Source organism: Ruegeria sp. B11, from assembly GCF_056539785.1.
This window is the reverse complement of record NZ_JBQFVO010000005.1, coordinates 109,859-123,289: the sequence shown is the minus strand read 5'-3', so window position 1 is coordinate 123,289 and position 13,431 is coordinate 109,859. Positions and strand designations below refer to the sequence as shown.

Annotated in this window: 12 protein-coding genes; 7 read left to right on the top strand and 5 right to left on the bottom strand. The window is 55.4% G+C overall.

The window, feature by feature from the left end:
* Nucleotides 1-8 precede the first annotated feature (8 nt).
* The gene (locus ACR0I1_RS16570) at nt 9-1,073 is read left to right on the top strand and encodes an AbrB family transcriptional regulator (protein ID WP_480707350.1); all 1,065 of its coding nucleotides are present in this window, start codon (nt 9-11) and stop codon (nt 1,071-1,073) included.
* Here the strand turns inward: ACR0I1_RS16570 and ACR0I1_RS16565 are convergent.
* The 5 genes from ACR0I1_RS16565 to ACR0I1_RS16545 form a co-directional block, all read right to left on the bottom strand.
* Nucleotides 1,042-2,022 carry a D-2-hydroxyacid dehydrogenase family protein gene (locus ACR0I1_RS16565; protein WP_170392732.1) on the bottom strand — a complete coding sequence of 327 codons (981 nt, stop codon included), beginning with the start codon at nt 2,020-2,022 and terminating at the stop codon, nt 1,042-1,044. The genes ACR0I1_RS16570 and ACR0I1_RS16565 overlap by 32 nt on opposite strands.
* Nucleotides 2,019-2,255 carry a hypothetical protein gene (locus ACR0I1_RS16560; protein WP_170391780.1) on the bottom strand — a complete coding sequence of 79 codons (237 nt, stop codon included), beginning with the start codon at nt 2,253-2,255 and terminating at the stop codon, nt 2,019-2,021. The genes ACR0I1_RS16565 and ACR0I1_RS16560 overlap by 4 nt, the downstream gene beginning before the upstream one ends.
* Before the next feature lie 51 nt (nt 2,256-2,306).
* Entirely contained in the window at nt 2,307-3,395 is a 1,089-nt protein-coding gene (locus ACR0I1_RS16555; RefSeq protein WP_170565300.1) for a 4-oxalomesaconate tautomerase, read from the bottom strand.
* Nucleotides 3,396-3,487: 92 nt separating this feature from the next.
* Nucleotides 3,488-5,518 carry a tripartite tricarboxylate transporter permease gene (locus ACR0I1_RS16550; RefSeq protein WP_170565303.1) on the bottom strand — a complete coding sequence of 677 codons (2,031 nt, stop codon included), beginning with the start codon at nt 5,516-5,518 and terminating at the stop codon, nt 3,488-3,490.
* Nucleotides 5,519-5,597: 79 nt separating this feature from the next.
* Entirely contained in the window at nt 5,598-6,686 is a 1,089-nt protein-coding gene (locus tag ACR0I1_RS16545; RefSeq protein WP_170402506.1) for a type 2 periplasmic-binding domain-containing protein, read from the bottom strand.
* A gap of 139 nt (nt 6,687-6,825) precedes the next feature.
* On the opposite strand from ACR0I1_RS16545, the gene ACR0I1_RS16540 reads away from it, so the two are divergent.
* From ACR0I1_RS16540 to kce, 6 genes are all read left to right on the top strand, one after another.
* Nucleotides 6,826-7,494: a response regulator transcription factor gene (locus ACR0I1_RS16540; RefSeq protein WP_480567518.1), complete on the top strand. Its 669-nt coding sequence runs from the start codon at nt 6,826-6,828 to the stop codon at nt 7,492-7,494.
* Nucleotides 7,491-8,858, top strand: coding sequence for a sensor histidine kinase (locus tag ACR0I1_RS16535; protein WP_480707349.1), 1,368 nt, complete (start codon nt 7,491-7,493; stop codon nt 8,856-8,858). The genes ACR0I1_RS16540 and ACR0I1_RS16535 overlap by 4 nt, the downstream gene beginning before the upstream one ends.
* 190 nt (nt 8,859-9,048) lie before the next feature.
* Nucleotides 9,049-10,170 carry a ring-hydroxylating oxygenase subunit alpha gene (locus ACR0I1_RS16530; RefSeq protein WP_170636277.1) on the top strand — a complete coding sequence of 374 codons (1,122 nt, stop codon included), beginning with the start codon at nt 9,049-9,051 and terminating at the stop codon, nt 10,168-10,170.
* On the top strand, nt 10,167-11,693 hold the full coding sequence (gene betC / locus ACR0I1_RS16525) for a choline-sulfatase (RefSeq protein WP_480707348.1): 1,527 nt from the start codon (nt 10,167-10,169) through the stop codon (nt 11,691-11,693). The genes ACR0I1_RS16530 and betC overlap by 4 nt, the downstream gene beginning before the upstream one ends.
* An 8-nt stretch (nt 11,694-11,701) precedes the next feature.
* Entirely contained in the window at nt 11,702-12,493 is a 792-nt protein-coding gene (locus ACR0I1_RS16520) for an SDR family NAD(P)-dependent oxidoreductase (RefSeq protein WP_480707347.1), read from the top strand.
* The gene (gene kce / locus ACR0I1_RS16515) at nt 12,493-13,425 is read left to right on the top strand and encodes a 3,5-dioxohexanoate:acetyl-CoA acetone transferase (protein WP_170395496.1); all 933 of its coding nucleotides are present in this window, start codon (nt 12,493-12,495) and stop codon (nt 13,423-13,425) included. The genes ACR0I1_RS16520 and kce overlap by 1 nt, the downstream gene beginning before the upstream one ends.
* Nucleotides 13,426-13,431 lie beyond the last annotated feature (6 nt).

Here is a 13,431-nt window from a genome sequence, read left to right as displayed (position 1 = left end):
GCTGCACTTTGCCCACCCAGAACAATACACCTTCTCTCCTAGCGAAGCGGGCCCTAACACTGGGCTTGGCACTTCTTGGCACAGGGCTATTCTGGGCGTTGGATCTGCCATTGCCTTTTCTGTTCGGCCCGATGAGCGCGTGTCTGATCGCGGCTCTGGCTCATGCTCCAATGGAAGGCTTTGGTCAGGTCTCGATTGCGGCGCGCACCATACTCGGCGTGGCTGTAGGGGCTTCGATTACCCCAGCCCTATTTGCAGAACTGCCGAAGATGGCAGCGTCGATTGCACTGATCCCGTTCTTTATCCTGCTGATCGCGCTGGTCGGAGTGCCATTCTTCCGCAAGGTCTGGGGCTTTGATACCACGACCGCGTTTTACGCGGCCATGCCCGGCGGATTGCAGGATATGATAATCTTCGGGGCCGAGGCTGGCGCTAACCCGCGAACGCTGTCCCTAATCCACGGAACCCGCGTTCTGATTATTGTAACGCTGGCCCCTCTGTTTCTTACGGTGTTTTACGACGCCCAACTCACCAACCCAATCGGAGAGCCCGCGCGCAACCTGCCGATACATGAATTGGCGCTGATGGTTCTTGCTGCCTTTGTCGGCTGGAAAGGCGGTGAGCGGATCGGCTTGTTCGGGGCGTCGATTCTAGGGCCAATGATCCTGACGGCTGCGTTGTCACTGGGCGACTTCATTCACACCCGACCGCCTCGCGAGGCCATCCTTGCGGCTCAGTTCTTTATCGGCTGCGGAATCGGCGTGAAATTCGTAGGTGTCACATGGGTCGAACTACGCCGTGTGGTAGCGGCGGGCATCGCCTATGTCATTGTCCTCGCCGTTCTGGCGGCCGCTTTCACTGCCGTTGTCACCACCTTGGGGCTGGGCCAACCGGTCGAGGCATTTTTGGCCTTTGCCCCCGGCGGGCAGGCAGAAATGACAGTTCTGGCCATCGTCTCAGGCGCGGATCTGGGCTTTGTGATCACACATCATCTGACAAGGATCGTGTTGGTAATCATCGGTGCGCCGATAGCGGCCAACCTTATCCTGCGCTGGTCCAAACCTCGGGGTTGATCATGTGAACCGGAGCGCCTGCAGCGTAGGCGTTCACTTGATCGAAAATGTCCGAAAATTGCAGATCGAACTCATCCTCGGTCACAAAGCCGATATGCGGCGTCGCAATCAGATTTGGATGCGAAAGCAAGGGGTCTTTCGGATCATTGAGGGGTTCGGAATCGAAGACATCGATTGCGGCCTTCCCGGGATGGCCGGCATTCAGCGCCCCAAGCAATGCCCCTTTTGCAATAAGGCCAGCACGGGATGTATTCACAAACAGTGATCCCGGCTTCATGTGCGCGAAGTCCGACGCAGTAATGATGCCGTTTGTGCCTGGCTTCAGGCGAACATGGATCGAGACAACATCGCTGTTGGCAAAGAAAGCTTCGCGGTTCGCGGCGACCTGAACACCATCTGCCTGCGCCCGAACCCGACCTTCATCTGAGGACCACCAGACTACATTCATTCCAAATGCCTCGGCGTAGCCCGCGACAGCGCGTGCGATACGGCCATAGCCGTACAGTCCCAGCTGCCGCCCTCTCAGCGTCTTGCCAACTCCGGCCTGCCACCGCCCCGCTTTGACCGAGGCCATCTGCGCCGGTAAATCGCGCATCCCAGCCATGATCAGCGCCCAAGTGAGTTCGGCTGCAGCATACGAAGGCGTTCCACCATGCATGTTTGAACACAGCAGAACACCGTTGTCCGAGCATGCCTGCACATCAACGTGCGGATACACGCTGCGCTGACTTATCAATCTCAGGTTCGGCAGCTTTTCGATCAAGTCGCGGGTTACCTTGGTGCGTTCGCGAAACAGAACCAACGCCTCGGCCTCCTGCAACCGTGCCGCCAATTCATCGGTATCCTCGACATGATCTGTCCAGATCTTCACTTCGTGGTCGGATAGCTTTCCAAAACAAGGCAAGCCCTGCAGTGTATCAAACCAATCATCCAGAATGTGAACCTTCATCGACTTTCCACACCCTGCCCGGTGTTCAGTTTTCTTGGCGTCGGCACAAAATGCAGCGTATCGAGTGCTGCAAGCGCATTGCGGACCCGCTCGCTTTGATCCAGCAAATGGTTGAACTGCTCATCGCACCCGGCGATCGGTGTCGGGTATTCCGCAATGTCCCGCCGCAGGACCGACTGCGCCAGCCTTAGTTCCTGACGCGCAATATCGAGGCATTCAGAATAATTGTTCATCGTGGCACCTTCATATTGTATACCTTAGTATACATAACGGAGATCCCAGTTTCAACTGCCACTCCACACAGATCCGGGTATGTAAACATGCCCATCTGCAAGCTTTCGCGCAGTCCGCACCAGACCAGCAGAGTTTACGTTGAAGTCCCCGTCATTCGAGAAGTCCACCAGCACATCAATCTTCCCAGAAGCGTGTTCCAGCACAACTTCAGCCGGGCTTGCCTTAGGTCGGTTCAACAACCCATCAGCGACGGTTCCGGGCGTCAAAGCACAAGACGCCATGCACTGCGCACCCGTAACGGCCATTGTCGGGTGAGTTTTCCATGGCATGAAATACCGAACTGCAAGGGTTCCGCCCTCTTCGGCTGGTGCCAACAGCCCGAATTTGGGGGTTACCGATTTCGATACATCCCCCATACCCATCAGTTCCCCGGCTTCGATCCGAACTGCCTCCATCTGGGCAAAGAACGAGCGGTTGGCGTCCAGTTCTTCTGCGCTTTCATACCCAGTTAGTCCAAAATCGGTGGCGCGGGCCATAGCCATAGGCATGGCGACATCCATACAGGTCAGTTCGACCCCTTGCACCGTATCGCGCAGATTTCCGGTGGGCAGAAATGCACCCGTTGCCGAACCCACAACTCCCATAAAACTCAGTTGTACCGGTGCAGATTGCCCGGGAACTCCGGCAATCTCGGCATCGCCCTCATAGGCCAGTTCACCACCCGGGGTCTGCACTTTGGCAACCACTCGCGCACCCGTATTAACTGCGCGTATCCGGACCACGGTCTCATCGCCTTGAGGCTGAAACAAACCCATTTCAATTGCGGCCGGAGCGACGCCGGAAAGAATGTTTCCGCAAGTTGGCTTGAAGTCGACCAGCTTTTCCTCAACCGAAACCTGCGCGAAGAAATAATCGATATCGGCCCATTCATCATCGCTGACAGATAACATGGCTACCTTGGTCGTCACAGCAGTACCGCCACCGATTCCGTCAATGTTAAACGCCTGCCCGGCCCCTAGGGCAGCGACCAGCACATCAGCCAACGTGTCCATATCCACGGGCAGGTCAGAGCGACGAAAATAGGGCCCCCGCGAAGTGCCGCCACGCATGAAAATATACGGGATTGCTGTCTGGGTCATCTCGAACCCCTCCTCTACAAACCGTCAAAAACTGTTGTGTTTTCAGCTTTGTCCGACCTGCCTGCTTCGCAGGCCGGACCTCAGTGGAGCATTCATTTCAGTGGCCATGGCAGGCTCACCATGTCTTGCAACAGTCCCGGTGGGAAATCCCGGTTCAGAGCGCCTGCCATGACGCACATGAAACCGATGCCGCAGGCTGTCAGGATCAGCGTCATCTGCCAGCTTGAACCGGCTCGAATGCGGAAGAAGGCAATCAGAAACCCGATCAGGGCTAGGATGAAACCAACAACCCACGTTGCCGCGATAAGACCTGCAAACCACGCCAACGTCGACCAAAGCCCATGCGGAGCGCTCGCATCTTCACCGGCAATTTCCTTATCGGCAAAGATTGCATCACCCTCGGGTCTCCGCATCATCTGGATCAGCAGGATCACGCAGCAGAACAAGGACACACTGCCGATCACCAACGGGATGATCTTGTCGGTCATGTTGTAGTCTGGGATCATGTTGGCGTTGATCAATGCCGCGATTAGGTAGGCCATGATCACCAGCAGGAAGATCAACGGCGCGCGCTTGCTGCCAGACTGGACTTCACCTTCGGCCATGATCATCTTAGCCTGCCGAATTCCTAAAATGACCGAAGCCACAGTGACCAAGATCAGAACAATCACGATCGGGCTGAAGACATACTCCATGCCCTCACCAAAGCTTTTGCGGAACCGGAATGAGGCAATCTGGAACGCCTGATTGGTAAACTTCTCAACCGGGTTCGACAGCACGAACCCAATAAGAAAGGCAGGGCGCGACCAATCGAACCGGCGCAGGAAGATCCCGATCAGGCCGATCACGAACAGCGCCAGAAGGTCTTCGAAGTTCTGACCGGACTGGAAGGCTGCAAAGCTGATCAGCATGAACAGGAAAGGTGCCAGATAGGTGAAGCGGATCGTTGTCAGCTTGGCGATGCCTCCGGAAGCCGCGATGCACAGGATGGTGCCCACGACGTTGGCAAGCGCCAAAAGCCAAACGATCGAATAGGTGATGTCGAGATTGTCCTTGAGCATGCTTGGACCGACCTCGATGTCACCAGATCCCAACAGAGCCACTGCACCGATGAAGATCGCCATCGAGCCCGAGCCGGGAATGCCGAACAGTAGCGTAGGCACCAGCCCGCCGCCTTCCTTGGCGTTGTTTGAGCTTTCCGGCCCGATGACGCCACGTACTTCGCCCTTGCCGAAGTTGCTTTTATCTTTGGTCGATTGAACCGAATGGCCGTAAGCGATCCAGTCGACGACCGAACCGCCTAGGCCGGGAATGACGCCAACGACCACCCCGATGATCGAGCAGCGAACAGACAGCCAGATATTCGCGGCCCAGTCTTTGACGCCGTCCAGCCAACCCGCCCCCAGCGAAGCCCCTTTGGCAATCGATCGATCCTGCCGCAGCAGCGAGACGATTTCGGGAACGGCAAAGATGCCCAATCCAACGATGACCAGCTTCAAACCATCTGTCAGATACGGAATGTCATAGGTTGCCATACGGAGCGAACCGCCAGCGTCCGCCTCACCAATTGTGCCAACCATCAACCCAAGCCCAGCAGCTGCGACGCCCTTTAAGGGGATGCGCCCAGCCAGAATGGCAACCATGGAAAGGCCGAGGATGGTGATCATCAGCATCTCTGGTAGACCAAACGCCAGAACGATGGGCCGCGCGACCAGAATGAACATTGTTAGGAAGGTTGCGCCGACCAAACCGCCAAACAGCGATGAAGCGAACGCGGCAGATAGTGCCCGCGCGGCCTCACCCTTCTTCGCCATTGGGAAGCCGTCTAGGACAGTTGCCTGAGAGGCGGAGCTGCCGGGGATCCCCATAAGAACAGAAGCAAAGGTGTCAGAGGTCGGAACAACGGCGACCATCCCGATCATCAGCGCCAAACCAAGGATTGGGTCCATCCCGAACATGAAAGGAAGCAACAAGGACAAACCGGCAATACCGCCAAGTCCCGGGAAAACACCTACGGCCAGTCCCATAACGACACCGAGAACAAGATACCCCAGTACGATAGGTTGCAGGATCAAACCCCACGCATCATTGAGCGCAGGAAGAGCGGTGGCGAAAACCTCCATAGCGGCCGCCTTTCATATACTGTCTTGTGTTTGAAAAAGCGCGCACCCGACATTGGAGTGCGCGCTGTGGTGTGTGGGCTTAGTTCAGCTCGACACCATAGGCTTCTTTGAGCCAGTTCAGAACGTAGCCTTTGGCATTGTCGTCGACGTTTGTCGCGGTTTGCAGCGCCGCCTTGGAACCGTCGCCCACAAATACCGGGTACTTACCGACGCGTTTGGACGAAATATCAGCAAAGTCGCCGCGCTCGGTCACAGCCTGAAACGCTGCGGTGTAGGCGTCGACCACTTCCTGTGGTGTATCACCAGGCAGAAAAGCCAACTTCTGAACCGGGAAACCTGCGACAAAGAACGCTTTCCAAGCGTCCCACGCCTCGCCACTGGTTTCACAACCATCCGTTGCCTCGCAAACCTCTTTGAAGGTTGGAATATCAGGGAAGGTCGGGTCGCGGACGATGTTTCCATCGGCATCCAGCGCCCCCCAGGTCATCATCGGCACAGCCTGACCGGCCTCAACCAGCGGGGCGGATCCACCCAAATAGCCGGATGAGGTCTGATAGTCGATGTTAGCTTCGCCACGTTCGAACATCAGACGACCATCGCCACGGCCTTTGATGCCAAAGACTGGCTCAACGTTCATACCCAGCATTTGCCATGCCAACAGCGGCACGAGATCCAGACGCGTTGCGCCCTGCGAGCCGTAGATGAAGTTCGTGTCTTTCAACGCATTTGCGGAGCCATCAAACTTGGCACCATCTTCTGCGTTCAGATAGGCGACACCACCCGTCCCGGACGCCATAACCGGGATCCAGTCGTTGTATTCATAACGCACGCGCGGATCGCTCAGCAGATAAGGGAATTGAGTTGAACCGGAAGTGCCGAACAACAAGGTTCCATCATCGTGGCTTTGTTCCTGGAACCAGTTTGCGCCTTTGGTCGAACCAGCACCCGGCATGAATTTCACGACCACGGTCGGTTGACCCGGAAGAGCTTCGGACAGAAGCGGCGCAAAGAAGTTGGCCCATTTCGCCGAACCACCCGTTTCCGAGAACGGGATGACCCATTCGATGGTCTTGCCCGAGAAATCAACCTCGGCAGCGGCAGGTGCAGCGATACCGGCGGCGGCGATCAGCCCCACGACGGCGCGACGGGTGAAGTTGGAAATGGTCATTGGTTCCTCCCTGTTGACCAGACAATCACGTCATCGCCCCCGGCGCTACCGTGATCGCAAATAGAACTGTGGGGTTGATTCCCCCTCCCATCTGGCAATCATGGAGCGCCAACCTTGCGCGAAACTTGCAGGAGACCCAATGCGGATCGTCATAGTCGAGGACAATGAGCCACTCGCCAATGCCATTGCTTATCGCCTTCGTGACCGAGGTCATGCGGCAGATATACTGACTGACGGAGATGCGGCTGACCTGTACCTTCAACAAGAAGGCGCGGATTTGATCGTTCTGGATATCAACCTACCCGGCCGGTCAGGGTTGGACATCCTGAGGTCGCTTCGCGAACGTGGTGACAGTGCGCCCGTGATCCTGCTAACAGCGCGCACCGAAACAAGCGACCGGGTGACCGGTTTGGATATGGGCGCAGATGACTATCTGGTAAAACCCTTCGAAATGGACGAGTTAGAAGCACGCGTCCGAGCACTTTCTCGGCGCAAAGAACTTGACTACGGAGCGCGGGAGAGCATCGGTAGCCTCGAATTCGACCGCGCATCGCGTCAGGTTAGTGTTCAGGGCCAAGTCATGGATATACCACGGCGGGAAATAGCGGTGCTTGAATGCCTGTTGGAGCGTCGGGGCAGAATTGTTCCTAAAAGCCAACTCACAGATTATGTCTATGGCGTTGGGGCCGATGTCGATGACTCAGCTGTTGAACCTCATGTTTCGCGGTTACGAAAACGCCTTCAGAATCTCGGCATTAAGATCAAGACAGCGCGCGGTCTGGGGTACCTTCTTGAGGTGCAGAAGTGATCAGGCACGGCTCCCTCAGGCTACGACTCTTCATTCTTATCCTGACACCCTTGGTATTGCTTGCGATCCTTCTTGGGCTTTGGCGCTTTATGATTGCCCAGGAAACGGCTCAGGAGCTGTTTGACGACAGCCTGCTATCTGCCGGTCTTGCAATTTCACGAGATGTTGCGATTTCAGGAGGTGACGCACTTTCGCCCACCACGCGCAGCTTGATCCGCGACGCGTCGGGCGGAGAGATCTTTTATCATGTTACGGGCCCGGGTGGCATCTACGTGACTGGCTATGCATACCCTCCGGCACCCGCGAACCCGTTTGCACAAGAGGCGAACAGGCCGCAGTTTTTCGAAGCACTCTATCGCGACGAGCCGGTGCGAGTTCTTAAGCTGACAGAACGTGTGACCATAGAAAATCTCATAGGAGATGCGACGGTCACAGTTTGGCAACGTATGGCGGATCGCAACGCGTTTGCAAATGAGCTGTCAATCCGCGCAGGAATTCTCATGGGAATCCTACTTGCCACTCTGGCATTTGTGGTATGGTTCGGAGTTGCTCGCGGGCTGCGGCCCCTCCTGGATTTACAGGACGCAATCGACCTGCGCTCACCAGATGACCTGAGTGAGATCAAACGCCCGGTACCGGTCGAGGTTCAAGGTGTCGTCAAAACCTTGAATCGACTCTTTGGACAGGTGGAAAAAAGTATCAATGCCCATCAGGTGTTCATATCCGAAGCGGCACATCAGCTACGTAACCCTGCGGCCGCCGTTCAGTCGATGGCCGAAGCGCTTCGAGATGCGAAAACCGATGAAGACCGCGATAAACGCATCATCGAGCTTGTCGCAGCGGCAAAGAACTCAGCAACAGTCGCTGAACAACTGCTATCACTTGAACGGCTCAGGCAACCGACGCACCAAGATCAAATGGTTGAAATTGATTTCCGCTCGGTTGTCGAAGAAGCCTGCGCAGAAATGGGAGTTCACATTCTTGCAAAAGGCATCGAGTTTGATGTCACGATGCCCGAGACGGCGGTCATAGTATCAGGTGATCAGGTGTTTCTAACTGAAGCTCTAAAGAACCTGTTAGACAATGCTGTTAAGCACGGTGGCGCTAAACTGAGCCGCATTTCAGTCGTCCTGCGTTCTGACGGCGGAAACGTTAGGCTTACTGTCGCTGATGACGGCGCTGGCCTTTCGCCCGACCAAAGCGAAACTGCATTTAGTCGGTTCTCCCAGTTGGAATATTCCGAAGGCAGTGGCCTGGGTTTGTCAATCGTCTCTGCGGTGGCGCAGCGCCACGACGGATCAGTCTTAATCAACCAAGTCGAAAGAGGAGCGAGCGTTACGCTTGAGCTTCCGATAATCCTTTGAATTGTTTCGTTTTTGACAAGTCCGACACCTATAAGGGTTGAATTGCTCCTCGACTAAATCCGGCGCTCGAGAGATTGAAACAGAGTCCCCGCAGGTCAAATAACTGTCGAAAATGATCAAACTAGCGGCCGATTAAGCATATCCCCGAATCTCACTTGAAATAGGTTTAAGTTTAACGGGAGAGGGCAGCATGACCGATTCAGAAACAATTTCCTTGGGCTATCACGTCGATCCATCACGCTCTAGCTCGTTACAGGCTGCGGCATACACACAGGACAAGTGGTTTGACGCAGACCTTCGCTCCATCCTCTCCAAAACTTGGCAATGGGTGTGTCATGTCGAGAAAACACGAGAGCCGGGGTCCTTTGTAACAGTGGATGTTGCCGGTCAACCTATTGCGGTTGTGCGCGACAAAGAGGGTAAGCTTCGCGCCTTTTACAACGTATGCAAACACCGTGCCCATGAACTGCTATCAGGCGAAGGCAATACCACACGGATTATGTGCCCCTATCATGCCTGGGTCTATAAGCTTGACGGGCAATTGGCGCGTGCGCCACATACTGAAAACCTCGAAGACTTCAACAAGGATGAGATTTGCCTCGACGAAGTGCAGGTCGAAGAGTTTTGCGGCTTTGTTTTTGTCAATTTGGATCCGACGGCTGCCTCTTTGTCAGAGCAATCCGGAAACCTGGAAACCGAGGTGCGCCATTGGGCACCGGATGTGGATCAACTCACTTTTGGCCACCGTCTGACCTACGACATCAAGTCGAATTGGAAGAACGTCGTGGACAATTTCCTTGAGTGCTATCATTGCCCTACGGCCCATAAGGATTTTTGTGACCTCGTGGATATGGATACCTACAAGGTTACAACCTACGGCATTTACTCCAGCCATATGGCTGACGCAGGCAACAGTCCAAATACCGCCTATGACGTTTCGAACGCCACGGTGAAAACTCACGCGGTTTGGTGGCTCTATCCAACCACTTGCCTAATGCGATATCCCGGACGGTCCAGCATGATCGTGTTGAACATCATCCCTGTTGGGCCAGATCGGACGCTTGAGACCTATGACTTCTTCCTTGAGACGCCGGAACCTGACGCGATGGAGCTGGATGCAATTCGCTATCTGGACGAGGTACTTCAGGTCGAAGATATCAGCCTCGTCGAAAGTGTGCAGCGCGGGATGAATACACCTGCGTTCACCCAAGGTCGGATCGTCAATGACCCGGACGGGTCCGGCAAGTCCGAGCACGCCGTTCATCACTTCCATGGCTTAGTCTTGGACGCTTACGCAAAAGGTGCCACGTGACGCGGCCAAACATCCTTTTGGTCATGGCGGACCAATTGGCTCCGCATTTCACAGGGGCGTACGGGCATAAGGTCGCCAAGACGCCACATCTTGACGCGTTGGCCGCGCGCGGCATGCGCTTTGATGCAGCTTACTGCAATTCCCCTCTTTGTGCGCCTTCACGGTTTTCCTTTATGTCGGGTCAGCACATCAGTCGCATCGCAGCTTACGACAATGCATCCGAGTTCAAGGCTTCGGTGCCGACATTTGCGCATTATCTGAAATCGCTGGGCTATCGTACTTGTTTGGCAGGCAAGATGCATTTTGTCGGACCGGATCAGATGCATGGGTTTGAGGATCGTGTGACAACCGACATCTATCCTACTGATTTTGCGTGGACCCCGGATTGGGAGGCCCAGGACGAGCGGATCGACAAGTGGTATCACAACATGCAAACGGTGAAGGAAAGCGGCGTTGCCCACGCTACCTTCCAGATCGACTATGACGACGAAGTTGGCTTTGCCGCCAATCGCTGGCTCTTCGATGTTGCCCGAGACAAAGCACGTGGGAACGATGCGCCCTTTGCGATGGTGGTGAGCTTCATTCACCCGCATGATCCTTACGTTGCGCGGCCCGAATGGTGGAACCTGTATACGGATGATGAAATTGACTTGCCCGCGTTTGTGCCCGCGTTGGAGGATCAAGACCCCTTTTCACGACGTTTATTGGATGGGATCGAAGCGTCTTATGTGCCACTGACCGAGGAAGAAATCCTGCGCGCGCGCCATGCCTACCTGGCAAACGTCAGTTACTTCGACAGCAAAATCGGAGAGCTGGTTCAAACACTCGAAGAAACGGGCGAGTTGGACAGCACCATTGTGATTGTCACAGCCGACCATGGCGACATGCTGGGTGAACGTGGGCTGTGGTACAAAATGAACTTCTTCGAACACTCCGCACGCGTTCCACTGGTCATGGCCGGGCCAGGCATCTCAGTTGGGGCCGCTCAAAATGCAGTGTCACTGATCGATCTTTTGCCGACATTTATCGACATCGGCGGCGGTGATGAGACGATGATCGGAGAGCCGATCGACGGTCGTAGCCTTATGCCTTTGGCTCGGGGTGAAGAAGATTCAGTTGATGAGGCGATCGGAGAATATTGTGCCGAGATGACGGGCTATCCTGTGATCATGATCCGGCGCGGGCCCTTAAAATATATTCATTGTGATAGCGACCCACCGCAGCTCTATGACCTGGGTGCTGACCCGATGGAAACGAAGAATTTAGCTTCGGACCCAAGCTACTCCGACGCGAAAACTCGTTTTGCAGCCGAAGTCGCCGAACGGTGGGACGGCAGTGCTTTGCGAAAGAAGATAATCGCCACGCAAAAATCGCGCCGTGCATTACATGCCGCGATGAAGGCCGGTGCCAGCGAGCCTTGGGACTACAACCCGCCGTCCGATGCAAGTCAGCAGTATGTACGCAACAATATGGATTGGACAGTGGCTGCACGCCGCTACCGCTATCCGCCATTGAAGGATTGAAACCAATGATGCTGAACGGAAAAGTTGCTCTCGTGACTGGTGCCCGCGGTGGGATCGGGCGCGCGATTGTCGCTCGGTTTCTAAGAGAAGGCGCAACGGTATTTGCCGCTGACCTCACACCGGAAGGGTCGTTAGATCAACACGACGACGACGGCAGTCATTTTGTTAAGCTGGATGTGACTCAAGAAGCAGACTCGGTTGCGGCGATGGATCATGTGCGCGCCGCACACGGAAAGTTGGACATCCTAGTGAACGCGGCGGGGATCGAGATCGAAAAAACGGTTGAAGAGACCACGTTGGAGGAATGGAATCAAAGCTTTGCGGTTAATTCCACGGGCACGTTCCTGACCTCGAAATACGCCATCCCATTGCTGCGCGAAGCGGCGAAGACAGGGAATAGCGCAAGCCTTATCAATTTTGGCTCCTACGACGGGTTCATCGCAGACCCTGGGCTTGCGGCCTATTGCGCGACCAAGGGTGCAGTTCACGCTTTGACCCGCGCAATGGCTTGCGATCATGGCCCAGAAGGTATCCGGGTGAATGCCATCTGCCCTGGCTATATCGACACTCCAATGCTGCAGAGCTTCTTCAACGGCGATGGATCCGGCGGAGGAGGTGGCAACATTGAAACGCTGCAAAAGGCCGTGCGCGATGTTCATCCGATGCGGACCTACGGGACGCCCGAGGATATTGCAAATCTGGTCAACTGGCTTGCCTCGGACGAGGCGCGCTATGCCTCTGGCCAGTTGTGGGTTCTGGACGGGGGGCTGTCTGCACAAGTGCAGCAGATGAAGCTCTGATGCCCAAGCCAGTCATTATCACTTGCGCGCCGACCGGAGGCATCCATACGCCGTCAATGTCACCGCATCTGCCGATTACACCGGCCGAGATTGCGACGGCCAGTATTGAGGCGGCCCAGGCAGGGGCATCAATCATTCACCTGCACGCACGGCACCCGGAGACAGGAAAACCCGATCCCCGACCTGAGCTGTTCAAGCAGTTTCTACCCGTAATCAAGCAGTCCACCGATGTTGTGATGAATGTCTCGACCGGCGGCGGCTTGGGGATGTCGATGGATGAGCGGCTGCTGGCGGCGACATCTACCAGCCCAGAGATGGCATCGCTCAACATGGGATCCATGAACTTTGGTATCTTTCCGATGCTGCAGAAATACACCGAGTTTCAGCACGACTGGGAACGGCCATTTTTGGAGATGACGGAAGACTTTATCTTTCCCAACACTTTCAAAACAATTCGTTACGCCATCGAAAAACTTGGTGGAGATCACGGCACCAAGTTCGAGTTCGAATGCTATGATCTTGGACATCTCTACAACGTCAAATGGTTCGTGGATCAGGGCCTGATCAAACCGCCATTTTTCATTCAGATGGTATTTGGCATCTTGGGTGGCGTTGGCGCAGATGCCGACCATCTGACCCACATGCACAACACAGCCGATAAGCTGTTCGGAGCAGAGAATTACGAATGGTCGGTCCTTGCCGCTGGTCGTCACCAAATGCCATTTGCGACCCAAAGCGCCATGCGGGGCGGTAACCTGCGTGTCGGTCTCGAAGACAGCCTGTTCATCGGCAAGGGTGAGTTGGCAAAATCTAACGCGGAACAGGTCACGCGCATCCGATCAATCGTTGAAAACCTTGGCCTTACGGTCGCGACGCCAGCAGAAGCGCGCATGCGGCTCGCACTAAAAGGCGGCGATCAGGTTGGCTTCTGAGGAGAC

Coding starts and splice junctions, on each gene's coding strand:
- ACR0I1_RS16550 (WP_170565303.1), bottom strand. CDS start 5,518: ATGGAGGTTTTCGCCACCGCTCTTCCTGCGCTCAATGATGCGTGGGGT.
- ACR0I1_RS16520 (WP_480707347.1), top strand. CDS start 11,702: ATGCTGAACGGAAAAGTTGCTCTCGTGACTGGTGCCCGCGGTGGGATC.
- ACR0I1_RS16565 (WP_170392732.1), bottom strand. CDS start 2,022: ATGAAGGTTCACATTCTGGATGATTGGTTTGATACACTGCAGGGCTTG.
- ACR0I1_RS16530 (WP_170636277.1), top strand. CDS start 9,049: ATGACCGATTCAGAAACAATTTCCTTGGGCTATCACGTCGATCCATCA.
- kce (WP_170395496.1), top strand. CDS start 12,493: ATGCCCAAGCCAGTCATTATCACTTGCGCGCCGACCGGAGGCATCCAT.
- ACR0I1_RS16555 (WP_170565300.1), bottom strand. CDS start 3,395: ATGACCCAGACAGCAATCCCGTATATTTTCATGCGTGGCGGCACTTCG.
- ACR0I1_RS16540 (WP_480567518.1), top strand. CDS start 6,826: ATGCGGATCGTCATAGTCGAGGACAATGAGCCACTCGCCAATGCCATT.
- ACR0I1_RS16560 (WP_170391780.1), bottom strand. CDS start 2,255: ATGAACAATTATTCTGAATGCCTCGATATTGCGCGTCAGGAACTAAGG.
- ACR0I1_RS16545 (WP_170402506.1), bottom strand. CDS start 6,686: ATGACCATTTCCAACTTCACCCGTCGCGCCGTCGTGGGGCTGATCGCC.